We start from the raw sequence: 22,401 nt of genomic DNA, 5'->3' as shown, positions 1-22,401 counted from the left end.
AAAACACCGAAAGAGATAATTGAAAAGGGTGTTGCGTTGACAGGTTGAATCTACAATCTGCTTTTGCCAGGTGTTTGCCAGAGCGTCCGTCAGGGGAACCAGCGGGGAGAAGAACAGGTTAAAGCCGACCATTACCACCATCAGCCAGGCAAACTGATGGCTGACCCAGAAGCAGGCCATAAAGACCAGCGTTAACAGGGCAAGAATACGCACCGCTTTGATGAGTAAGGAGGGATCGCTGACGCGCGGTGCAATCAGCAGGCTGCCAAGGAAACGCGCCACCAGCCCCGCCCCCAGCAGGACACCGATGGTTTCCGGAGTAAGGCCAATTCCCTTGAGCCAGACGCTCCAGAAAGGCAGAAAAATACCGTAACTAAAGAAATAGGTGAAATAGCTGAGCGCCAGCCAGCGCGTGGAATGCAAGACCATTAATCCCTCCCGAAATGGAGGCCATAGTCTGGCGAGAATATAAAAATTAAGCAAGTAGATAGCCTGCTATAAATTAACGAAAAATTAACATTCAATGCAGTCGTCTGGCTTATGGCAGGGAACGAAAATGTGTATTACGTTTAAATTACTCCACTTGCAGAGGTTTTCTGCCATGAACTCACTTCGCTATTTCGATTTCGGTCAGTCACGCCACCTGTTGTTGTTGATTGCCCGTATCGCGCTTGTCGTACTCTTTATTATCTTCGGCTATCCAAAACTGACGGGGTTTAACGGCACCGTACAATATATGACGTCGCTTGGCGCGCCAATGCCCATGCTGGCGGCCATTATCGCCGTGGTGATGGAAGTCCCTGCCGCCATCCTGATCGTGCTGGGCTTTTTCACCCGCCCTCTCGCCGTACTGTTTGTGTTCTACACGCTGGGCACGGCAGTTATTGGTCACCATTACTGGGACATGACCGGGGATGCGGTTGTGCCGAATATGATTAATTTCTACAAGAACGTCAGTATTGCTGGCGCATTTATCCTGCTGGCCATTGTGGGACCGGGAGCAATATCCCTCGACCGACGTTAAGACATAAAAAAAGGCCGCAAACGCGGCCTTTTTATTTCTGCTAAGCAGAAGAATTATGCGTATACCGGGAAGCGTGCGCAGATATCCAGAACTTTCGCTTTTACGCGCTCAATAACCGCTTCGTCATTGATGTTGTCCAGAACGTCACACATCCAGCCAGCCAGCTCTTTCACTTCCGCTTCTTTGAAACCGCGGCGAGTAACAGCCGGAGAACCGATACGGATACCGGAGGTCACGAACGGACTCTTCGGATCGTTTGGTACGCTGTTTTTGTTCACGGTGATGTTGGCGCGGCCCAGGGCGGCGTCAGCTTCTTTACCGGTCAGGTTCTTATCAACCAGATCCAGCAGGAACAGGTGGTTTTCAGTACCGCCGGACACCACTTTGTAACCACGGTTCAGGAACACTTCCACCATCGCTTTGGCGTTTTTGGCAACCTGCTGCTGGTAGACTTTGAACTCTGGCTCCATCGCTTCTTTCAGCGCGACAGCTTTTGCCGCGATCACGTGCATCAGCGGGCCGCCCTGTGCGCTTGGGAACACAGCGGAGTTCAGTTTTTTGTACAGCTCTTCATCGCCGCCTTTCGCCAGGATCAGGCCACCGCGTGGACCCGCCAGGGTTTTGTGCGTGGTGGTGGTCACAACGTGAGCATGAGGAACCGGGTTCGGGTAAACGCCCGCGGCGATAAGACCGGCAACGTGCGCCATATCCACGAACAGGTAAGCACCGATGCTGTCTGCGATTTCACGCATTTTTGCCCAGTCAACGATACCGGAGTAAGCAGAGAAACCACCGATGATCATCTTCGGCTTGTGCTCTTTAGCCTGCTTCGCCATGTCTTCGTAGTCAATTTTGCCTGACTCATCAATACCGTAAGGGATGATGTTGTACAGTTTGCCAGAGAAGTTTACCGGGGAGCCGTGAGTCAGGTGACCGCCCTGCGCCAGGTTCATACCCAGAACGGTATCGCCCGGCTGCAGCAGCGCGGTGTAGACCGCGAAGTTTGCCTGAGAGCCGGAATGCGGCTGGACGTTAGCGTAGTCAGCGCCAAAGAGTTCTTTCGCACGGTCAATCGCCAGTTGCTCAACGATATCAACGTACTCGCAACCGCCGTAGTAGCGCTTGCCCGGGTAACCTTCAGCATATTTGTTGGTCAGCTGAGAACCCTGCGCCTGCATGACGCGCGGGCTGGTGTAGTTCTCGGAGGCGATCAGTTCGATGTGCTCTTCCTGACGTACTTTTTCCTGCTCCATAGCCTGCCACAGTTCGGCATCATAATCGGCAATGTTCATTTCACGCTTTAACATCCGCATCTCCTGACTCAGCTAACAAGTAAAATTTGGCCTGAAAAGGCAGTCCTGTTGGACGACGGGCAACAGTATAACTGAATAGTTCTGTGATAACAGGTCTTGACAAACGATTTTACGCAAACGTTTTCCTTCACGCCACGCAAGGGTTTGAGGAATAAAGCCCTCGTCATTTTCAACGGATTTCTTTTCAGGTTTGTGATGCATATATTTCATCTTGCAAAGAACCATTTACATCGCAGGGTTATTTTTATAAGATGCATTTAAAATACATCATTAAGTTCACATCAGAAGGACGCGCTCATGCTCGACGCTCAAACCATCGCTACCGTTAAAGCCACCATTCCCCTGCTGGTGGAGACAGGCCCTAAGCTCACCGCTCATTTCTACGACCGCATGTTCGCGCACAACCCGGAGTTGAAAGAGATTTTCAACATGAGTAACCAGCGTAACGGCGATCAGCGGGAAGCGCTTTTCAATGCCATCGCGGCCTACGCCAGCAACATTGAAAATCTGCCAGCCCTGCTGCCTGCGGTGGAGAAAATCGCGCAGAAGCATACCAGCTTCCAGATCAAACCCGAGCAGTACAACATTGTGGGCGGTCACCTGCTGGCGACGCTGGACGAGATGTTCAGCCCGGGCCAGGAGGTACTGGACGCCTGGGGCAAAGCTTACGGCGTGCTGGCAAACGTCTTTATCAACCGAGAAGCGCAGATCTACAGCGAAAACGCCAGCAAGAACGGTGGCTGGGAAGGGACCCGCGCCTTCCGCATTGTTGAGAAAACGCCGCGTAGCGCGCTGATTACCAGTTTTGAGTTCGAGCCGGTGGATGGTCAACCCGTTGCCGATTATCAGCCGGGGCAGTATCTCGGCGTCTGGCTGAAGCCTGAAGGTTTCCCGCATCAGGAGATCCGCCAGTACTCCCTCACCCGTAAGCCAAACGGCAAAGGCTACCGTATTGCGGTGAAACGCGAGGACGGCGGTCAGGTTTCCAGCTGGCTGCATAACGAAGCCAGCGTGGGCGACGTGGTTCATCTGGCTGCGCCGGCGGGCGATTTCTTTATGGCCGTTGAGGCAAATACCCCGGTGACGCTGATCTCTGCGGGTGTGGGTCAAACGCCTATGCTGGCGATGCTGGACACGCTGGCGAAATCCAGCCACAGCGCGCAGGTTAACTGGTTCCACGCCGCTGAAAACGGGGATGTGCACGCCTTTGCTGATGAGGTGAAAACGCTGGGTGCTACCCTGCCGCGTTTCACCGCGCACACCTGGTATCGTCTGCCAACGGATGCCGATCGTACAGCGACCCGCTTTGACAGCGAAGGGTTGATGGATTTACGCCAGCATGAAGGTGCGTTCAGCGCGCCGGAGATGCAGTTCTACGTCTGCGGTCCGGTGGCGTTTATGCAGTATGCCGCGAAACAGCTGGTTGAGCTGGGCGTCAATAAAGACAACATCCATTACGAATGTTTTGGTCCACATAAAGTGCTGTAATACAAAAAGCCCCTCGAACGAGGGGCTTTTCTTGCCGGATGGCGGCTGCGCCTGACCCGGTCTGCAAAACCGCTGGCAATGTTAAATCGCAGCGTCGTCTTCTTCGCCGGTACGGATACGGATGACGCGCGCCACGTCAAAGACGAAGATTTTACCGTCGCCAATTTTACCCGTTTGCGCCGTACGGATAATGGTATCCACACAGGTATCGACAATATCGTCGCTTACCACGATTTCAATTTTCACTTTCGGCAGAAAGTCCACCATGTACTCTGCACCACGGTAAAGCTCGGTGTGGCCCTTCTGACGACCAAAACCTTTCACCTCGGTCACGGTCATACCGGTGATGCCCACTTCCGCCAGTGCTTCACGTACATCATCCAGTTTGAAAGGTTTAATAATCGCATCAATCTTTTTCATGGTGGGTCCTTAAACTCTTGCCTGTAAGCCGCGTCGTAATCGATTGCTCACAGTATCATATTCATTCGAAATTTGCGGTACTACTCTTTAAAATCGTTGGCTTCCAGCTCATGGCGTGACAGCAGCTTATAGAACTCGGTGCGGTTGCGTCCGGCCATGCGTGCCGCGTGGGTCACGTTACCTTTGGTGATCTGCAACAGCTTACGCAGATAGTTTAGCTCGAACTGGTTACGCGCTTCGGCAAACGTCGGCAGTGCCGTGTTCTCGCCTTCCAGCGCCTGCTCCACCAGCGCGTCACTGATGACAGGTGACGACGTCAGCGCCACGCACTGCTCTATCACGTTAACCAGCTGACGCACGTTTCCCGGCCAGCTTGCGCCCATCAGCCGCTTCATCGCATCGGTGGAAAACGCCCGCACAAACGGTTTGTGGCGATCCGCAGACTGGCGCAACAGGTGATTCGCCAGCAAAGGGATATCTTCCGCACGCTCGGCCAGCGCCGGAATTTTCAGGTTCACGACGTTCAGGCGGTAGTAAAGATCTTCACGAAACTCATTGCGCGCCATTACCTTTGGTAAATCACGGTGCGTGGCGGAGATGATGCGCACGTTAATGTCGATATCGCGGTTGCTGCCCAACGGGCGCACTTTTCGCTCCTGCAGCACGCGCAGTAATTTGACCTGCAGCGGCGCAGGCATGTCGCCAATCTCGTCCAGGAAAAGCGTACCGCCTTCCGCCGCCTGGAATAGGCCTTCCCGGCTGCTGACTGCACCGGTGAACGCACCGCGGGCGTGGCCGAAGAGTTCAGATTCGAGCAGTTGTTCCGGCAGTGCGCCGCAGTTAATGGCAATAAAGGCGTTTTTGCTGCGCGGGCTGGCATTATGGATGGCCTGAGCCAGGATCTCTTTCCCGGTGCCACTCTGCCCGTTAATCAGGACGCTGACGTCAGACTGCGCCACCATCCGGGCCTGTTCCAGCAGACGCAGCATGATGGGGCTACGCGTGACAATCGGCTCCCGCCACGCCTCATCGCTCGACGGGGCAGCATGTTCCAGCGCACTGTCGATGGCCTTATACAGCGCGTCTTTGTCCACCGGCTTGGTCAGGAAGCTGAAAACCCCCTGCTGTGTCGCCGCGACAGCATCCGGGATCGAGCCGTGCGCCGTCAGGATAATCACCGGCATGCCCGGCTGCTGCTTCTGAATCTCTGCGAACAGCTGCAGGCCATCCATTTCATCCATCCGCAGGTCGCTTATCACCAGGTCAATTTTCTCCCGGGCGAGAATTTTGAGCCCCTCCAGCCCGCTTTCAGCCGTCACGACGCTGTAGCCTTCACTGACCAGACGCATTCCCAACAGCTTGAGCAAACCGGGATCGTCATCCACCAGCAGGAGATGGGCAGGTTTACGGCTCGTCATGCTTCACATCCTCTTGTTTCGGTGTATCGCTGTCCGGTACAGCGGATGAACTCGCTGGTTGATATTTACGCGACGAGAGCTGTCTTTCGATATCGGTCAGGTTCTCCAGCTTACGGGTCGTGGTATCCAGTTGCGTACGCAAATGTTGTTGCTGTTGACGCAGGGTATCCAGCTCGCTGTCGGTTGACTGTTGCAGCTTGCTGTAACGGGAGCGCTCTTCAGACAGCTGAAGTTGTAATGTCTGCCCATCGCGCCAGAGCTGATAAACAGGGCGTACCTGAGCGGGAAGATATGCCACAAAGGTGTCGAGCCGCGTGACGTTCGTGCGTCGTTCGACAGGGGTAATTTTGGCATCTCCAAGCAATATTCCGCGCTTGAAGGCGTCCTGCCAGGTATCGTCGTCCAGCATCGCCGCTTTTGAGCGGGCTTCAACCGGAGCCAGACGCTGCGCGCAGTCTATTCCGCGTAGCCAGAACAGAGGATTGGTTTCGACGTCATGCCCCGACAGGTTCCAGATGTCGTCGCAGCGGGTTGAGAGAAAATCTGCCAGCTGATTCTCTGGCCATTTATCTTCCTGTTTATCGCTAATGGCACTTTTTGGCACATGGGAAACACACCCCGCCAGCAATAAACAAGACAGACTCAGGCGCAACGTTTTACGGGAAAACACCGCGCGTATGGCGCGGAAAAAGACGTGTGACATACTCACCAGACATAGCTTCATTTTATTGGTTTTTCCGGCTCAGGGGCAGTTCGATACGGAAGCAAACATCGGAACGTTCATCCGTGACAATGTTTAGCTCCCCCTGCATGCGTCGTATACAGTCCCGGGCGATACTTAACCCCAGACCGCTTCCTTTAACCGCACCTTTTCGCTGATGACTTCCCTGGAAGAAGGGTTCAAATATCATCTCTCTTTCGTCATCGGGGATCGGGGTGCCGGTGTTGGCGACATCAATAAAGACCCGTGAACCATTCGTATAGCTTCGGATATAAATGTTACCGGATTCAGTACCATAGTGCACCGCATTGGAATAAAGATTATCCAGAACGCTCATCAATAACATCGGTTCAGCCAGGCAGGTTGGCTCATTAAGCGCCACCCCGGTATGCATCATTTTAGCTCTTGCAGGCAAGCTGTGGGCAGAGATCACCATATCCACCAGCGGCTCAATCTCGACATTTTCGAGGACGACCGCTCCATCCGCCAGCTTGCGGTTGTAATCGAGCAGTTGCTCAATTAATTTCTGCAGATTGCGGCTGCTGGCGTCGAGGATCTCAACAATCTCTTTCTGCTCCACCGTCAGCGGCCCCGCCACTTCGTCTGCCAGCAATTCCGTGCCTTCGCGCATGCTGGCCAGCGGCGTTTTGAGCTCGTGGGAAATATGACGTAAAAACTGATGACGCTGGGATTCCAGCCACGACAGGCGCTCCGAAAGCCAGATAATCCGCTGCCCCACGGAACGCAACTCGCGCGGGCCTTTAAAGGCCACCGTATCGCCCAGTGATTTCCCCTCCCCCAGACGATTGATCATCCGCTGGATGCCCTTCACCGGGCCGATGATCATTCGGGTAAAAAGTAACACCAGCGCGAGGCTGACCAGGAACAGCACCAGCGCCTGCCAGCCAAAGAACTGACCGCGTTCGGCAATCTCCTGCTGCAGTTGCTGACCGCGAGAGAAAATCACCGCACGGGTAGACTGCACCATCTCAGCATTGGCATTGGCAAAGGCTTCAAGGCGCGCGGCTGCGGCGGCATCAGGGCCACTGTTCTTACACTGCAGCTGGGCCAGATCGTTCAAATCCTGACGTAATGCCTGGTAGAGCTTATCGTCCGGCAACACGCCGGCATGCGCATCCAGCATCTCGCTATAGCGTTTACGCTGATTCTGGTAGACCTTTTCCAGCGTGCGATCGTCAAGCACGCAATACTGACGATAGCTACGCTCCATCTCCAGCGCGGCGTTGGTCATCGCCTCACTGCGTCTGGCGTCAATGAGCGTCGTGCGGTTAGTCAGTGCCGCCTGAGCACTGAGCGCGTTCAGGCTTTGCCACGCCTGCCAGGCCAGGATCAGTAAAGGCAGCAGGATCAGCAAAAAGGCCATCATTACGAGTTGACGCAGGGAACGGGGGAAAACGGGCCAGCGTTTCAACGCATTACTCTCTTTGAATGGGTTTGAGGAGAGCGTAACTGAGTCTGCCCTTCAGATACAACAAAGCCGGGTAAAAACCCGGCTTTGTCATGGAATGAGGCGGTGCCTAACTCGACGTTTCGCCCTGTCCTGATAAAGCAACGCTATGATCAGTAGTTGGACGGCAGGCACCTTTTTGTGCGTCATTCGAAGTTTATGTAGCACGTCCCGAAGGGGCTGACATAAGAAGGTGAATGAGCCACTGGTTAATATTATGCAATAGATGTGCCAAAATGCAAATAAATATATTATCGCATTGATATTTATATAATTTATGGGTTTCCACCGTTAATTGCTCGCTGAATGATTTCCAGGCTAAGTGTCGCTAATCAGCAACACCTTAACGGGAACCGCCCCTGCTATATATAAATCAAGGAGTTAAATGTCTCCTTTTGGAGACAGTGGCATTACGGGTCTGTCGCGAAATTGCGACACACATAAAAAAGCCCGGTAGCGCTTTCGCGTACCGGGCTTTAAAGAGCAATACCGATTAACCCAACTGTTTACGTGCGTTGCGGAAGATACGCATCCACGGGCTGTCCTCGCCCCAGTTTTCCGGGTGCCAGGAGTTGCTCACGGTGCGGAACACGCGCTCAGGGTGTGGCATCATGATGGTCGCACGGCCGCTTTCGCTGGTGACCGCCGTGATCCCGTTCACCGAGCCGTTCGGGTTAGCCGGATAGGTTTCCGTCACCTTGCCGAAGTTATCAACAAAGCGCAGCGCCACCAGGCCTTTGCTCTCAAGCTGAGCCAGATGGGCGGCATCACGCACTTCTACCTGACCTTCACCGTGAGAAACGGCGATTGGCATCTGCGACCCTACCATTCCCTGCAGCAGCAGAGACGGGCTCTGAGTCACTTCGACCAGGCTGAAACGTGCTTCAAAGCGGTCGGACTGGTTACGCACAAAGCGTGGCCACGCTTCACTGCCCGGGATCAGCTCGCGCAGGTTAGACATCATCTGGCAGCCGTTACACACACCAAGCGCCAGGGTTTGCGGACGATGGAAGAAGCTTTCGAACTCATCGCGCACGCGGCTGTTGAAGAGAATGGACTTCGCCCAGCCTTCACCGGCACCCAGCACGTCACCGTAGGAGAAACCGCCGCACGCCACCAGCGCATGGAAATCCTCCAGACCGGTGCGACCTGCCAGCAGGTCACTCATATGAACGTCGATGGCATCAAAGCCCGCACGGTGGAAGGCCGCGGCCATCTCAACGTGGGAGTTGACGCCCTGCTCACGCAGCACGGCGACTTTCGGACGCGCGCCGGTCGCAATGTACGGTGCAGCGATGTCTTCGTTGATGTCGAAGGAGAGCTTCACGTTCAGGCCAGGATCGTTGTCGTTGGCCTTGGCGTTGTGTTCCTGATCGGCACAGTCCGGGTTATCACGCAGGCGCTGCATCTGCCAGGTGGTTTCCGCCCACCACATACGCAGCGTGGTGCGGCTTTCGCTGAACACCGCATGGCCATCCGCTTCAATGACGAAACGGTCACCCTGAACGGCTTTACCCAGGTAGTGTACGCAGTCTGCCAGGCCGTGTTGAGCCAGCAGGGCTTCAACCGCGTCACGATCGGCCGCGCGCACCTGAATCACCGCGCCGAGTTCTTCGTTAAACAGTGCCGCCAGACGATCTTCGCCAAGCGTCGCGATGTTCGCTTCAACACCGCAATGTCCGGTGAAGGCCATCTCCGCCAGGGTCACCAGCAGGCCGCCGTCGGAACGGTCGTGGTAGGCCAGCAGTTTACGCTGCGCCACCAGCGCCTGAATGGCGTCGTAGAAGCCTTTTAACTGGGCCACATCACGCACGTCCGCCGGTTTATCACCCAGCTGACGGTAAACCTGTGCCAGCGCGGTGGCACCCAGCGCGTTGTGACCTTTACCCAGGTCAATCAGCAGCAGGGCGTTGTCTTCGGTCGAGAGCTGTGGAGTCACGGTATGGCGCACGTCTTCCACACGGGCAAACGCGGAGATGATCAGCGACAGCGGCGAAGTCATTTCGCGCTGCTCGTTGCCTTCCTGCCAGCGGGTTTTCATCGACATGGAGTCTTTACCCACTGGAATGGTCAGGCCGAGCGCAGGACAGAGCTCTTCACCCACCGCTTTCACAGCTTCGTACAGGCCCGCGTCTTCGCCCGGGTGACCGGCAGCGGCCATCCAGTTCGCGGACAATTTGATACGTTTGATATCGCCAATCTGGGTCGCGGCGATGTTGGTCAGTGCTTCACCGACGGCCAGACGAGCAGAGGCCGCGAAGTCCAGCAGCGCTACCGGGGTACGTTCGCCCAGCGCCATCGCTTCACCGTAGTAGCTGTCGAGGCTCGCGGTGGTCACGGCGCAGTTCGCCACCGGGATCTGCCATGGCCCCACCATCTGATCGCGCGAGACCATACCGGTCACGGTACGGTCGCCGATGGTGACCAGGAAGGTTTTCTCCGCCACTGCAGGCAGGTGCAGCACGCGATTCACCGCGTCTGCTACGGTAATGCCCTGACGATCCAGCGCGTTGCCCGCCGCTTTGCGAGTCTGCACGTCGCGGGTCATCTTCGGCGTTTTGCCGAGCAGCACGTCCAGCGGCAGATCGATTGGCTGGTTGTCGAAATGGGTATCGCTCAGGGTCAGGTGTTTCTCTTCGGTCGCTTCACCGATTACCGCGTACGGCGCGCGCTCGCGGCGGCACAGCTCGTCAAACAGCGGCAGCTGATCGGCTGCGACGGCCAGCACATAACGCTCCTGAGATTCGTTACACCAGATCTCCAGCGGGCTCATGCCCGGCTCATCGCTCAGAATGTCGCGCAGGTTGAAACGGCCACCGCGACCACCGTCACTCACCAGCTCCGGCATGGCGTTGGACAGGCCGCCCGCGCCAACGTCGTGAATAAAGAGGATTGGGTTTGCATCACCCAGCTGCCAGCAGCGGTCGATCACTTCCTGGCAACGACGCTCCATTTCCGGGTTGTCACGCTGAACGGAGGCAAAGTCGAGATCGGCGTCAGACTGACCGGATGTCATCGAAGAGGCCGCACCACCGCCCAGGCCGATGTTCATCGCCGGTCCACCGAGGACGATCAGCTTCGCACCGACGACGATCTCACCTTTCTGCACGTGATCGGCGCGAATGTTGCCGATCCCGCCCGCCAGCATGATCGGTTTGTGGTAGCCGCGCAGCTCTTCGCCGTTGTGGCTGTCCACTTTCTCTTCATAGGTACGGAAGTAACCGTTCAGCGCAGGACGACCAAATTCGTTGTTGAATGCCGCGCCGCCCAGTGGACCTTCGGTCATGATGTCCAGCGCGGTCACGATGCGCTCTGGCTTGCCGAAATCTTCTTCCCACGGCTGTTCAAAGCCCGGGATACGCAGGTTGGAAACAGAGAAACCGACCAAGCCCGCTTTTGGTTTCGCACCACGGCCCGTCGCCCCTTCGTCACGGATTTCACCGCCGGAACCGGTCGCCGCACCCGGCCACGGAGAGATCGCCGTCGGGTGGTTGTGAGTTTCTACCTTCATCAGGATATGCGCCGGCTCCTGATGGAAGTCATAGCGCCCCGCTTCGCGATCGGCGAAGAAGCGGCCCACCTCGGAACCTTCCATCACCGCGGCGTTGTCTTTATAGGCAGACAGCACGTGGTCAGGGGTTTTCTCCATGGTGTTTTTGATCATTTTGAACAGCGACTTCGGCTGCTGTTCACCGTCAATAATCCAGTCGGCGTTGAAAATCTTGTGGCGGCAGTGCTCAGAGTTAGCCTGCGCGAACATATAGAGTTCGATGTCGTTTGGATTGCGGTTCAGCTTAACGAACGCATCCTGCAGGTAGTCAATCTCATCTTCTGCCAGTGCCAGGCCGAGACGCAGGTTAGCGTCAATCAGCGCCTGACGGCCCTGCCCCAACAAATCCACGCTCTGTACTGGCGCAGGCTGATGGTGGGAGAAAAGTTTCTGCGCATCATCCAGAGAAGCAAATACGCTCTCCATCATGCGGTCATGCAGCTCTGCGGCCACCGCCTGCCACTGGGCGTCGCTCAGGGTGGAGGCTTCAACGTAATACGCCACGCCGCGTTCCAGACGGTTAATCTGGTTCAGACCACAGTTGTGAGCGATGTCAGTCGCTTTGGAAGACCAGGGGGAGATGGTGCCTGGACGAGGCGTCGCAAGGATCAGTTTACCGGTTGGGGTATGACTGCTCAGACTTGGGCCATACTTGAGCAGGCGTTCCAGCTGTACGCGCTCCTCTGCATTCAGGGGGGCATTCAGGTCAGCAAAATGGACATACTCAGCGTAAATATTGCTTACCGGAAGGTCGGCTGCCTGAAAACGTGCCAGCAGTTTGTTAATACGGAAGGCAGACAGTGCAGGCGAACCACGCAGAATTTCCATCATAAGTCTCTCGTCTTCGAAGCGCCGGGGCGCTTACAGTGTGCGCAAGGGGGGAAAACGGGCGTCATTATAGAGAATCCTGAGCGTCGACGAAACCGTTTGCGTCGAAATAAAATCGACGGCATCGTTTAACAATAGATGTGACCTCTTTCTCTAATTTGTTGCCAAGTGGCGTAACTTTACGCAAAATGCCGCTCAATCAATGGCAAACCTTATTTTTAACATGGCTACAGCATACTAAGGCAACCGGCGTCGCAGAGAATTAACTAATTGAAAAAATTAAAGATTAATTATCTGCTCATCGGCATTGTAACGTTGCTGTTGGCAGTGGCCCTCTGGCCTTCCATCCCCTGGTTCGGCAAAGCCGAAAACCGTATCGCCGCCATTCAGGAGCGGGGGGAGTTGCGTGTCAGCACGCTTAACTCTCCGCTGATTTACAGCGACATCAACGGCAAAACCATCGGTCTGGATTATGAGCTGGCTCAGCAGTTTGCCGATTACCTTGGCGTGAAGCTCAAAATCACCGTGCGCCAGAACATCAGCCAGCTGTTTGATGACCTGGATAACAACGATGCCGATATCCTCGCCGCCGGGCTGGTGTACAACAGCGAGCGCAGCAAGAATTACCAGCCGGGCCCGACCTATTACTCCGTTTCACAGCAACTGGTCTATCGCGTCGATAGCCTGCGCCCGCGTACGCTGGCCTCGATCAACGCTCAACAGCTGACGATTGCCCCTGGCCATGTGGTGATTGACGATCTGCGTGAGCTGAAGGAGAAGAAATACCCTGACCTGAGCTGGACCGTCGACCCTAAACTCGGCACGACCGAGCTGCTGGACCAGGTCAAAGATCAGAAACTGCCTTACACCATCGCCGACTCCGTGGCGATCAGCCTGTTCCAGCGCGTGCATCCTGAAATCGCCGTGGCGCTGGACGTGACGGACGAACAGCCCGTGACCTGGTTTACCCATCTGGATGACGATCAGACCCTCTCTGCGGCCATGCTTGATTTTTATAACACCATTAATGAAGACGGCACCTTGGCACGCCTGGAAGAGAAGTACCTCGGCCATGGTGATGACTTTGACTACGTTGACACCCGCAGCTTCCTGCGCGCGGTAGACAGCGTCCTGCCTGACCTGCAGCCTCTGTTCGAAAAATATGCGCAGGAGATTGACTGGAAACTGCTGGCGGCTATCTCGTATCAGGAGTCCCACTGGGACACCCAGGCCACCTCCCCCACCGGCGTACGCGGCCTGATGATGCTGACTAAAAATACCGCGCAGAGCCTCGGGCTGACCGACCGTACCGATGCGGAACAGAGCATCAGCGGCGGCGCGCGCTACCTGCAGGATATGATGGCCAAAGTGCCCGAGACAGTGCCAGAAGAGGAGCGTATCTGGTTCGCGCTGGCCGCCTACAACATGGGCTATGCCCACATGCTCGACGCCCGGGCCCTGACGGCAAAAACAAAAGGCAACCCCGACAGCTGGTCTGACGTAAAACAGCGTCTGCCGCTCCTGAGCCAGAAGCCGTGGTACAACAAGCTCACCTACGGCTATGCGCGCGGGCATGAGGCTTATGCCTACGTGGAAAATATTCGTAAATATCAGATTAGCCTGGTGGGGTATCTGCTGGAGAAGGAAAAAGAGGCGACAGAGGCGAAACAGCTGGCGCAAAGCTATCCGGTTGTGGCACCGGACGAAATTAATCGCCCGACGACTTCAATTCTGCCTTTTGTTGCTTTTTCTGCTGACGGCGCATTCGAAAGAAATCACTTAATAGCCCCGAACACTCTGGTGCAAGCACCCCACCGATAGTCTTCACCTGATGGTTCATTCCCGGGTGTCCAAGCACGTCCATCAGCGAGCCCGCAGCACCGGTTTTTTCATCCCGCGCGCCAAAGACCAGCGTACCGATACGGCTGTGCACCATCGCGCCGGAACACATGACGCATGGCTCAAGCGTGACATACAGCGTGGTGTCGAGCAGACGGTAGTTTTGCAGTACCAGCCCACCCTGACGAAGCGCCATGATTTCTGCGTGAGCGGTAGGATCGTGGCGACCAATCGGGCGGTTCCACCCTTCTCCAATCACCTGGTTGTTATGGACAAGCACCGCACCCACGGGCACTTCACCCTCGTCCCAGGCGCGCCGGGCAAGGGTGAGCGCATGGCGCATCCAGTATTCGTGTGAGAATTCAGGGTTGGACAACGGTTGATACTCCAGTCGAAAAGCGGGCGGCATTATACACACCCGCTATGGATAAAACTATTCGAGTTGCTGAAGTTCACCCGCAGGCGTGACGCGCCAGCGGTGCTGGCAAAAATAGAGCAGCGGGTTGTCCTGCTTACTGTCACTGTAACCGCTGTACAGGCGCAGCGGCGTGCCAATGCGCATCTCCAGCTGGGCCACCTTTTCATGCCCCAGACAGCGCATGCTCAATACCCACCCGCCGTAACCACGAGAGATCTGCGTGGCGATTAGGTTCACTCTCGGCAACCACGGCGTATCAAAATAGACCTGCTCTACCAGCGACTGCGGCGAGCCGGTAATCAACCAGATATCGGCGTCGTTCGCATCGAGGTAGCTGGTCAGCCGTGCCTGCACAACCGGAAACGCCGTCACATGATCGCGAAACCAGTGCGCAAAGTCTTGCTCAAGCTGTTTGAGCCGGGCTTCACTGTGGCCAAAGGTACAGCCCCAGAGCAGCAGGCTCATTGGCCAGCGCGCTGCCCGGCCTTTCACCAGCAGCGCAAGGCCAATCACGGGTAACAAAGGTAAGACGAGCAGTGCGTTCAGGGGCTGTCGCCGCAGCAGGTAGCGCATAAACGTACCGAACATATCCTGCTGATGCAGCGTTCCATCCAGGTCGAAAAAGACAACACGACGCTCGTGATTAGCCAAACCTTACTCCTCTGGGTCGTTGAATCCTGCCAGCCAGGTAAACAGGAACCCGGCGATCACCGCTACCAGATAGCCTAACAGATAGAGCATGACTTTTCCGGTCACGATGGTGAGCGCCAGCGGTAAACCGGAGAGACCAAAGGTAATAACGGTGGCAACTTTCCAGTAGCTGATGAGCGCCCCGCCCACCGCCCCGCCCAGACAGGCCGCGAGAAAAGGCTTACCGAGCGGCAGCGTGACACCAAAAATCAGCGGCTCGCCAATGCCCAGCAATCCGACCGGTAGCGCCCCTTTAATCACTTTTTTCAGGCGCGCGTTACGGGTTTTCATCAGCACGGCAATCGCCGCACCAACCTGACCTACCCCCGCCATCGACAGAATGGGCAGCAGCGCGTTATAACCATGAGCCTGCACCAGCTCGACGTGGATCGGCACCAGCCCCTGATGCAGCCCGGTCAGCACCAGCGGCAGGAAGGTCCCTGACAGCACAGCGCCCACTAATAACCCGCCGCGATCGATAGCCAGAGAAGCGCCGTGGGCAATCACCTCAGAGATCCAGCCGCCCAGCGGCTGCAGGGCCACAATCGCCACACAGCCGGTGATAAGCGTGGTCAGCAGCGGATTGAGGATCAGCTCAATGGAACCGGGCAGAGCGGCGCGCAGCTTTTTCTCAATCCAGCACATCAGGATGACCACCAGCAGCACCGCAATCACCCCGCCGCGCCCGGGCTGGAGAGGCCTCGCCAAACAGGGTTATCTGCGCAAGCTGCGGGCTGGAGAGAATACCGGCCATCACCCCGCCCATCGCCATTGATCCGCCAAACACTTTGGCGGTGTTAACCCCAACCAGAATGTTCATGATGGCGAAGACAGCGCTACCAAAGATCCCCAGAATGCCGAGCAGGTTCGGATAGTGCGTGGCAAAATCGCCGACAATATCCGGCCGCTTGAGGATATTGATGATCCCGGTGATCAACCCGGAGGCAATAAACGCCGGAATAAGTGGAATAAAGACGTTTGCCAGCTGTCGCAGCGCATCGCTCATGGGGGCTTTGTATTTGGCCTTCGCCTGCGCTTTGGTGCGCTCGGCATCGTCAACCGGCACGGCCGCCCCTCCGCCCATCAATGCGCGCATGGCATCAACGACCTGCGCCGCTTTTCCCGGCCCGACGATCAGCTGATGCTGCTGCCCCTGCTTTACGTATCCGCTGACGCCAGGAAGCTGCTTAAGGTGCGCGATATCAAGCTGGTCGTCGTCATGCACCTCGACGCGCACACGCGTCATGCAGTTTTCCAGACGCTGAATGTTCTTCTCTCCGCCGATCCCCTGCAAAATATGGCTGGCGAGCGCTGCTGTTTTTTCCATACACGCCTCTGTGTTAGTTTTCTAATGCCGCCCGTAAGAATCCATTATGCTCGGCAAGCCTGGCTCGCGCGGCGGCGGCATCCAGCCCGCTCAGGATCATCAGAATGGCCGGTTTCACATCGTGATCGGTTTGTTTGAGTACGGCTTCCGCCTCTTCGCGGCTCGCACCGGTCGCTTCCATCACCATGCGACAGGCCCGGTCCACCAGCTTGACGTTGGTGGCCTGCATATCCACCATCAGGTTCTGATACACCTTGCCGAACTTCACCATCGCGCCGGTGGAGATCATATTGAGCACCAGTTTTTGCGCGGTCCCGGATTTAAGGCGCGTGGAGCCGGTGAGCGCTTCGGGCCCGACGACCGGCGAAATAGCGATGTGGGCCACCTGCGCAATGGGCGAGCCTGGATTACAGGAGATAGCCACGGTAGTGCAGCCCGTCTGATTGGCATATTCCAGGCCACCAATGACGTAAGGTGTGCGCCCGGAAGCGGCCAGTCCGACCACCAGGTCGTTTGCGTTGAGGTTAAGCCCTTTCAGGTCATCTTCACCGAGCTGTTTGTTGTCTTCCGCCCCTTCTACCGCCTTCAGCAGCGCGCCTGGCCCACCGGCAATGAGACCGACCACCAGCCCGTGCGGAACGCCGAACGTAGGCGGACATTCAGAGGCATCCAGCACGCCGAGTCGTCCGCTGGTTCCGGCACCCATATAAATAATGCGGCCCCCCGCCTTGAGCGCCTGTGCCGCAGCATCGACGGCCTTCGCCACCTCTGGTAATGTCTCTTTCACTGCCAGTGCGACCAGCGTATCCTGTTGATTAAAACGGTTAACCAGCTCCAGGGTGGAGAGAGCATCCAGATCCATGGTTTGCGGGTTACGCGTTTCAGATACAAGTGAGCCAAGATTCATCTTTTTTACCTCTGGAATTTTTAATTCATAATAATCGCACTATAATGGAATATAAAATTCATTCAGGCGAGCAAAATTCGTATTTGCGCAGACAATCACATTTTCGCCAGGAGAACGTATGAACTGTTTAATTCGCATTCGCCAGCGTTATGCAGGCTTTGCTCAAAGCGACAAAAAGCTGGCGGATTTTTTGCTTTCTCAGCCCGACCATGCCCGCCATCTCAGCTCTCAGCAGCTGGCAAGCGAAGCGGGTGTGAGCCAGTCCAGCGTGGTGAAGTTTGCCCAGAAGATTGGCTTTAAGGGCTTCCCGGCCCTGAAACTGGCGATTAGCGAAGCCCTGGTGAGTAACCCCAATCCGCAATCCATGCCGGTGCATAATCAGATCCGTGGCGATGATCCCATGCGTCTGGTGGGCGAGAAGTTAATCAAAGAGAACGTCGCGGCCATGCACGCCACTCTTGATGTCAACACTGAAGAAAAATTACTGGAAAGCGTGGCAATGCTGCGTGCGGCACGACGGATCATTTTGACCGGCATCGGTGCATCCGGGCTGGTGGCGCGTAATTTTGGCTGGAAGCTGACGAAAATCGGGTATAACGCCATCGTCGAACAGGATATGCATGCCCTGCTGGCGACAGTGCAGGCCATGGATCCTGACGATCTGCTGCTGGCGATCTCCTATACCGGGGAACGCCGTGAAATCAACATGGCCACCGACGAGGCCCTGCGTGTGGGTGGTAAAATTCTGGCTATTACCGGTTTTACGCCCAATGCACTGCAGCAGCGGGCAACGCGCTGTTTGTATACCATTGCCGAGGAGCAGGCCACGCGCAGCGCGGCTATTTCGTCCACCAGCGCGCAAATGATGCTGACGGATCTGCTGTTTATGGCGCTGGTGCAGCAGGATCTGGAGCATGCGCCTGAGCGGATTCGTCACAGCGAAGAGCTGGTAAAAAAACTGGTTTGAACAACGAATGAGCGTATAATGCCCGCCCTGTTTGTGTTGTTTCTGAGAATTTCCTGATGGCGCTGTTAATCACCAAAAAATGCATCAACTGCGATATGTGCGAACCGGAATGCCCTAACCAGGCCATTTCGATGGGCGACAGCATTTATGAGATTAACACTGACCGTTGCACCGAGTGCATTGGCCACTATGAAACGCCGACCTGCCAGAAGGTGTGCCCGATCCCCAATACCATCCTGAAGGATCCGGCACACGTCGAAAGCGAAGAGCAGCTGTGGGATAAGTTTGTCCTGATGCATCACGCGGACAAACTTTAACTCTCGATAATCACCGTTGCGCTGGCATAGTGCCGTTCATCCGCGATTGTCACGTGCATGTGCGCCACGCCGAGTTTCTCTGCCAGCTTCAAGGCCTCGCCCCATAAACGTAGGCGCGGCTTACCCAGCTCATCGTTAAACACTTCAAACTGGTTAAACGCCAGACCGTTACGAATACCGGTGCCAAAGGCTTTGGCCGCTGCCTCTTTAACGGCAAAGCGCTTGGCCAGGAAACGTACCGGCTGCTGATGCGCTTCCCAGATGGCCCATTCGTTATCGCTCAGCACGCGCCTTGCCAGGCGATCGCCACTACGGGCGATCACCGCTTCAATGCGGGCTATCTCGACGATGTCGGTACCTAAGCCCAGAATAGCCATTACTGACGCGCTTCCAGCATCAGGCGTTTCATTTCTGAAACCGCCTCTTTCAGGCCACTCATCACCGCACGGCCAATAATGGCGTGGCCGATGTTCAGCTCATGCATTTCCGGCAGGGCGGCGATGGCTTTAACGTTGTGGTAGGTCAGCCCATGCCCTGCGTTAACCTTCAGACCCAGGCTCGCGGCGTAAGTAGCCGCTTTCGCGATACGCTCCAGCTCTTTAGCCTGCTCGGCATCGTTTTTGGCATCGGCGTAGCAGCCGGTGTGAATTTCAATATACGGCGCGCCCACGTCAGCCGCCGCTTTGATCTGCTCCGCATCAGCGTCAATGAACAGAGAAACCAGGATACCCGCGTCCGCCAGACGTTTGCAGGCATCGCGCATTTTGTCACGCTGCCCCGCCACGTCCAGACCGCCTTCGGTGGTCACTTCCTGACGCTTCTCCGGTACCAGGCAGCAGAAATGCGGTTTGGTGTCACAGGCAATCGTCAGCATCTCTTCCGTGACCGCCATCTCCAGGTTCATCCGGGTATCCAGCGTCTGACGCAGAATACGCACGTCACGGTCAGTGATGTGGCGGCGGTCTTCGCGCAGATGAACGGTAATGCCATCGGCGCCAGCCTGCTCAGCAATAAACGCCGCCTGAACCGGATCGGGATAAGCCGTGCCGCGAGCATTACGCAGCGTGGCGATGTGATCGATGTTGACGCCTAACAGTAATTCAGCCATGACAATCCTCGGTATTTTGATTCATTTTCCTTCCCTCTCTCCCTCCGTAAGAGGGCTGGGGTGAGGGATAAAACGTTATCGTTTCGGCATAAACTGCCTGAACAATTCGCGGCTCTTCAGGGGTTTGCCCCCAAGATACGGCTTGAGCGCAATCCGGGTAAAGCGTTTTGCAGCACGAAGGGTATCCTGGTCCGGAAATTCGCGCTCATACAGCGCCCGGAGCTGGCGTCCGGTAAAGGTGTTGTTATCAATCACGACGCTGGCGATAAACCCTTTTTCTTCCCGATACCGGTAGGTCATCCCGTCTTCGACCTCGTCTCCACTCCCCGCACAATGCAGAAAATCGACGCCATATCCCAGGTGACCCAGCAGCGCCAGCTCGAAACGGCGCAGGGCGGGTTCAGGCGAACCGGTTGCGCCAGCAAGGGCCTGGATACAGTGCAGATAATCGAAGAAAAGTTCAGAGAAGCGAGTCTCATGTTCAAGAACGCGTGAAATGAGTTCATTGACGTACAGACCGCTGTAAAGCGTGATGCCAGAAAGGGGAAGCGCCAGAGAGACGGCTTCAGCGCTGCGCAGGGTTTTGACTTCCCCTCGCCCGCCAAAGCGGACCAGCAGCGGCGTAAAGGGCTGTAAGGCGCCTTTGAGGTTGGAACGTTTGGAACGTGCGCCTTTTGCAACAAGGCGCACGCGACCCGACTCTTCCGTGAAGACGTCCAGCATCAGGCTGGTTTCGCTCCAGGGACGACTATGCAGAACAAAAGCGCGCTGCCAGCCTTCCATTTGCGCGTCGTCTTGGTTTACTGATCTTCGCCGTAACCGAGGCTGCGCAGAGCACGCTCATCATCGGCCCAGCCAGATTTCACTTTCACCCACAGCTCCAGGTGAACCGGTGCTTCAAACATCTCCTGCATGTCTTTACGGGCTTCGATACCGATGGTTTTGATCTTGGCGCCTTTGTTGCCAATGACCATCTTCTTCTGCCCTTCACGCTCAACGAGGATCAGACCATTGATGTCGTAACCGCCACGCTCGTTACTCTGGAAACGCTCGATCTCGACCGTCACGGAGTACGGCAATTCTGCGCCAAGGAAACGCATCAGCTTTTCGCGGATGATTTCAGAAGCCATAAAGCGCTGAGAACGATCGGTGATGTAATCTTCCGGGAAGTGGTGAGTCGCTTCCGGCAGATGCTTACGCACGATACCGGCGATGGTATCCACGTTCAGACCGGTCTCTGCAGACAGCGGAACGATGTCGAGGAAGTTCATCTGGCTACCCAGCCACTGCAGGTGCGGCAGCAGATCGGCTTTTTCCTGTACGTTATCCACTTTGTTGACCGCGAGGATCACCGGCGTTTTACCGTCACGCAGCTTGTTCAGGACCATTTCGTCGTCCGGCGTCCAGCGGGTGCCTTCCACAACGAAAATAACCAGCTCCACGTCACCAATCGAGCTGCTCGCCGCTTTGTTCATCAGGCGGTTAATGGCACGCTTCTCTTCCATGTGCAGGCCTGGGGTATCGACGTAGATCGCCTGATACGCGCCTTCAGTATGGATACCGACAATGCGGTGACGCGTGGTCTGTGCCTTACGCGAGGTGATCGAAATCTTCTGCCCAAGCAGATTATTCAGCAGGGTGGATTTACCCACGTTCGGACGTCCGACGATGGCAATAAATCCGCAATAGGTTTTTTCTTCGCTCATTCCAGCTCCAGCATTTTTAACGCCTGTTCGGCGGCAGCCTGTTCAGCCTTACGACGGCTTGAACCTGTGCCCACCACCGGTTCACTCAGGCCACTGACCTGGCAATGGATGGTAAATTCCTGATCGTGCGCTTCACCACGCACCTGCACCACCAGATAAGATGGCAGAGGGAGGTGACGACCCTGCAAATATTCCTGCAAACGCGTTTTCGGATCTTTTTGTTTATCGCCCGGACTGATTTCATCCAGACGGGTCTGATACCAGTTCAGGATCAGTTTTTCTACGGTCTGGATATCGCTGTCCAGGAACACGCCACCGATTAATGCCTCAACCGTATCGGCAAGAATAGATTCACGACGGAAGCCGCCGCTTTTCAGTTCACCCGGCCCAAGACGCAGACATTCGCCCAGTTCAAATTCGCGTGCGATTTCCGCAAGGGTGTTCCCCCTTACCAGCGTGGCGCGCATGCGGCTCATATCACCTTCATCCACACGCGGGAAACGATGATAAAGCGCATTAGCAATCACGAAACTCAAAATAGAGTCACCTAAAAATTCGAGGCGCTCATTGTGTTTGCTGCTGGCACTGCGATGGGTTAATGCCTGTTGCAACAGCTCCTGATGATGAAAAGTGTAGCCCAGCTTCCGTTGAAGCCGATTAATTACGATGGGGTTCATGCGATACCAATAAATGAATGCGTCAAAAATGCAGCACACGAAACCGACCTGAGAAAACCAACGCGGTTTCGTGTGCCGTGGCACCCTTGCAGGGCCAACCTTAAACTTCGGGGGAATATTCTATACACAACGACAGGGGATGTCGTTAGTTCGAAGAGATTTATCGCTGAAATAATTCACGTAGCCGCTAATTAAAGCGACTACGTGTTCAATTA

General features: G+C 55.8%; 20 protein-coding genes and 1 pseudogene. 5 read left to right on the top strand and 16 right to left on the bottom strand.

The genetic code is table 11. The features are described 5' to 3' along the window. A partial coding sequence (locus HX884_RS11740) for an MFS transporter (RefSeq protein ID WP_178328196.1) occupies nucleotides 1-429 on the bottom strand: 429 nt, incomplete at its 3' end. 172 nt (nucleotides 430-601) lie between these two features. On the opposite strand from HX884_RS11740, the gene HX884_RS11735 reads away from it, so the two are divergent. Beyond that, nucleotides 602-1,024 (top strand): DoxX family protein, encoded by a 423-nt coding sequence (locus tag HX884_RS11735; RefSeq protein ID WP_013098301.1) that lies wholly within the window; start codon nucleotides 602-604, stop codon nucleotides 1,022-1,024. Between the two features lie 53 nt (nucleotides 1,025-1,077). Here HX884_RS11735 and glyA read toward each other — a convergent pair whose 3' ends face one another. Next, complete coding sequence (gene glyA / locus HX884_RS11730) at nucleotides 1,078-2,331, bottom strand: serine hydroxymethyltransferase (RefSeq protein WP_013098302.1); 1,254 nt, start codon at nucleotides 2,329-2,331, stop codon at nucleotides 1,078-1,080. 303 nt (nucleotides 2,332-2,634) lie between these two features. On the opposite strand from glyA, the gene hmpA reads away from it, so the two are divergent. Next, nucleotides 2,635-3,825, top strand: a complete 1,191-nt coding sequence (gene hmpA, locus HX884_RS11725; RefSeq protein ID WP_178328195.1) for an NO-inducible flavohemoprotein — start codon at nucleotides 2,635-2,637, stop codon at nucleotides 3,823-3,825. A gap of 81 nt (nucleotides 3,826-3,906) precedes the next feature. On the opposite strand, the gene glnB is transcribed toward hmpA, so the two are convergent. From glnB to purL, 5 genes are all read right to left on the bottom strand, one after another. Further along, nucleotides 3,907-4,245 carry a nitrogen regulatory protein P-II gene (gene glnB / locus HX884_RS11720; RefSeq protein ID WP_003860685.1) on the bottom strand — a complete coding sequence of 113 codons (339 nt, stop codon included), beginning with the start codon at nucleotides 4,243-4,245 and terminating at the stop codon, nucleotides 3,907-3,909. A gap of 80 nt (nucleotides 4,246-4,325) precedes the next feature. Beyond that, entirely contained in the window at nucleotides 4,326-5,663 is a 1,338-nt protein-coding gene (glrR, locus tag HX884_RS11715) for a two-component system response regulator GlrR (RefSeq protein WP_178328194.1), read from the bottom strand. Beyond that, the gene (qseG, locus tag HX884_RS11710; RefSeq protein WP_178328193.1) at nucleotides 5,650-6,387 is read right to left on the bottom strand and encodes a two-component system QseEF-associated lipoprotein QseG; all 738 of its coding nucleotides are present in this window, start codon (nucleotides 6,385-6,387) and stop codon (nucleotides 5,650-5,652) included. Before qseG ends, glrR begins: the two co-directional genes overlap by 14 nt. A 1-nt stretch (nucleotide 6,388) precedes the next feature. After that, nucleotides 6,389-7,816 (bottom strand): two component system sensor histidine kinase QseE/GlrK, encoded by a 1,428-nt coding sequence (gene qseE, locus HX884_RS11705; protein ID WP_023620113.1) that lies wholly within the window; start codon nucleotides 7,814-7,816, stop codon nucleotides 6,389-6,391. A 529-nt stretch (nucleotides 7,817-8,345) separates the two neighbouring features. Then, nucleotides 8,346-12,233 (bottom strand): phosphoribosylformylglycinamidine synthase, encoded by a 3,888-nt coding sequence (purL, locus tag HX884_RS11700; protein WP_178328192.1) that lies wholly within the window; start codon nucleotides 12,231-12,233, stop codon nucleotides 8,346-8,348. Nucleotides 12,234-12,500: 267 nt separating this feature from the next. On the opposite strand from purL, the gene mltF reads away from it, so the two are divergent. After that, complete coding sequence (mltF, locus tag HX884_RS11695; protein ID WP_178328191.1) at nucleotides 12,501-14,051, top strand: membrane-bound lytic murein transglycosylase MltF; 1,551 nt, start codon at nucleotides 12,501-12,503, stop codon at nucleotides 14,049-14,051. Here mltF and tadA read toward each other — a convergent pair. The 4 genes and pseudogenes from tadA to murQ all read right to left on the bottom strand — a co-directional run bounded on the left by tadA (nucleotide 13,939) and on the right by murQ (nucleotide 17,411). Then, nucleotides 13,939-14,478: a tRNA adenosine(34) deaminase TadA gene (gene tadA, locus HX884_RS11690; protein WP_038420406.1), complete on the bottom strand. Its 540-nt coding sequence runs from the start codon at nucleotides 14,476-14,478 to the stop codon at nucleotides 13,939-13,941. The genes mltF and tadA overlap by 113 nt on opposite strands. A gap of 24 nt (nucleotides 14,479-14,502) precedes the next feature. Continuing rightward, nucleotides 14,503-15,138 carry a phosphatidylglycerophosphatase C gene (gene yfhb, locus HX884_RS11685; protein ID WP_013098310.1) on the bottom strand — a complete coding sequence of 212 codons (636 nt, stop codon included), beginning with the start codon at nucleotides 15,136-15,138 and terminating at the stop codon, nucleotides 14,503-14,505. Between the two features lie 3 nt (nucleotides 15,139-15,141). After that, nucleotides 15,142-16,504, bottom strand: a pseudogene (locus HX884_RS11680) (PTS transporter subunit EIIC). 13 nt (nucleotides 16,505-16,517) lie between these two features. Beyond that, entirely contained in the window at nucleotides 16,518-17,411 is an 894-nt protein-coding gene (gene murQ / locus HX884_RS11675) for an N-acetylmuramic acid 6-phosphate etherase (RefSeq protein ID WP_013098312.1), read from the bottom strand. A gap of 118 nt (nucleotides 17,412-17,529) precedes the next feature. Here murQ and HX884_RS11670 point away from each other — a divergent pair, with 118 nt between their 5' ends. Next, a complete protein-coding gene (locus tag HX884_RS11670) occupies nucleotides 17,530-18,378 on the top strand; it encodes a MurR/RpiR family transcriptional regulator (protein ID WP_013098313.1) in 849 nt (282 codons plus the stop codon). Between the two features lie 56 nt (nucleotides 18,379-18,434). Further along, complete coding sequence (locus tag HX884_RS11665; protein ID WP_020690052.1) at nucleotides 18,435-18,695, top strand: YfhL family 4Fe-4S dicluster ferredoxin; 261 nt, start codon at nucleotides 18,435-18,437, stop codon at nucleotides 18,693-18,695. Here HX884_RS11665 and acpS read toward each other — a convergent pair. The 5 genes from acpS to rnc all read right to left on the bottom strand — a co-directional run bounded on the left by acpS (nucleotide 18,692) and on the right by rnc (nucleotide 22,186). Next, the gene (gene acpS / locus HX884_RS11660) at nucleotides 18,692-19,072 is read right to left on the bottom strand and encodes a holo-ACP synthase (RefSeq protein ID WP_013098314.1); all 381 of its coding nucleotides are present in this window, start codon (nucleotides 19,070-19,072) and stop codon (nucleotides 18,692-18,694) included. The two genes, HX884_RS11665 and acpS, sit on opposite strands and share 4 nt — an antisense overlap. Beyond that, nucleotides 19,072-19,803, bottom strand: a complete 732-nt coding sequence (gene pdxJ, locus HX884_RS11655) for a pyridoxine 5'-phosphate synthase (protein ID WP_013098315.1) — start codon at nucleotides 19,801-19,803, stop codon at nucleotides 19,072-19,074. Before pdxJ ends, acpS begins: the two co-directional genes overlap by 1 nt. A gap of 75 nt (nucleotides 19,804-19,878) precedes the next feature. Next, on the bottom strand, nucleotides 19,879-20,586 hold the full coding sequence (gene recO / locus HX884_RS11650; RefSeq protein WP_013098316.1) for a DNA repair protein RecO: 708 nt from the start codon (nucleotides 20,584-20,586) through the stop codon (nucleotides 19,879-19,881). Nucleotides 20,587-20,603: 17 nt separating this feature from the next. Continuing rightward, nucleotides 20,604-21,509, bottom strand: coding sequence for a GTPase Era (gene era, locus HX884_RS11645; protein WP_013098317.1), 906 nt, complete (start codon nucleotides 21,507-21,509; stop codon nucleotides 20,604-20,606). Next, complete coding sequence (rnc, locus tag HX884_RS11640; protein WP_003860711.1) at nucleotides 21,506-22,186, bottom strand: ribonuclease III; 681 nt, start codon at nucleotides 22,184-22,186, stop codon at nucleotides 21,506-21,508. The genes era and rnc overlap by 4 nt, the downstream gene beginning before the upstream one ends. Nucleotides 22,187-22,401: the final 215 nt, after the last annotated feature.

It is taken from the genome of Enterobacter sp. SECR19-1250 (assembly GCF_013391025.1).
Taxonomy (GTDB): Bacteria; Pseudomonadota; Gammaproteobacteria; order Enterobacterales; family Enterobacteriaceae; genus Enterobacter; species Enterobacter cloacae.
The sequence above is the reverse complement of the archived record's forward strand: the minus strand, read 5'-3'. Positions and strand labels throughout refer to the sequence as shown.

Excerpts from the sequence above, each read along its gene's own strand:
- glnB (WP_003860685.1), bottom strand. The coding sequence starts at position 4,245 with ATGAAAAAGATTGATGCGATTATTAAACCTTTCAAACTGGATGATGTA.
- qseG (WP_178328193.1), bottom strand. The coding sequence starts at position 6,387 with ATGAAGCTATGTCTGGTGAGTATGTCACACGTCTTTTTCCGCGCCATA.
- tadA (WP_038420406.1), bottom strand. The coding sequence starts at position 14,478 with ATGCCGCCCGCTTTTCGACTGGAGTATCAACCGTTGTCCAACCCTGAA.
- glrR (WP_178328194.1), bottom strand. The coding sequence starts at position 5,663 with ATGACGAGCCGTAAACCTGCCCATCTCCTGCTGGTGGATGACGATCCC.
- murQ (WP_013098312.1), bottom strand. The coding sequence starts at position 17,411 with ATGAATCTTGGCTCACTTGTATCTGAAACGCGTAACCCGCAAACCATG.
- acpS (WP_013098314.1), bottom strand. The coding sequence starts at position 19,072 with ATGGCTATTCTGGGCTTAGGTACCGACATCGTCGAGATAGCCCGCATT.
- pdxJ (WP_013098315.1), bottom strand. The coding sequence starts at position 19,803 with ATGGCTGAATTACTGTTAGGCGTCAACATCGATCACATCGCCACGCTG.
- era (WP_013098317.1), bottom strand. The coding sequence starts at position 21,509 with ATGAGCGAAGAAAAAACCTATTGCGGATTTATTGCCATCGTCGGACGT.
- recO (WP_013098316.1), bottom strand. The coding sequence starts at position 20,586 with ATGGAAGGCTGGCAGCGCGCTTTTGTTCTGCATAGTCGTCCCTGGAGC.
- hmpA (WP_178328195.1), top strand. The coding sequence starts at position 2,635 with ATGCTCGACGCTCAAACCATCGCTACCGTTAAAGCCACCATTCCCCTG.
- HX884_RS11665 (WP_020690052.1), top strand. The coding sequence starts at position 18,435 with ATGGCGCTGTTAATCACCAAAAAATGCATCAACTGCGATATGTGCGAA.
- HX884_RS11735 (WP_013098301.1), top strand. The coding sequence starts at position 602 with ATGAACTCACTTCGCTATTTCGATTTCGGTCAGTCACGCCACCTGTTG.
- glyA (WP_013098302.1), bottom strand. The coding sequence starts at position 2,331 with ATGTTAAAGCGTGAAATGAACATTGCCGATTATGATGCCGAACTGTGG.
- HX884_RS11670 (WP_013098313.1), top strand. The coding sequence starts at position 17,530 with ATGAACTGTTTAATTCGCATTCGCCAGCGTTATGCAGGCTTTGCTCAA.
- rnc (WP_003860711.1), bottom strand. The coding sequence starts at position 22,186 with ATGAACCCCATCGTAATTAATCGGCTTCAACGGAAGCTGGGCTACACT.
- purL (WP_178328192.1), bottom strand. The coding sequence starts at position 12,233 with ATGATGGAAATTCTGCGTGGTTCGCCTGCACTGTCTGCCTTCCGTATT.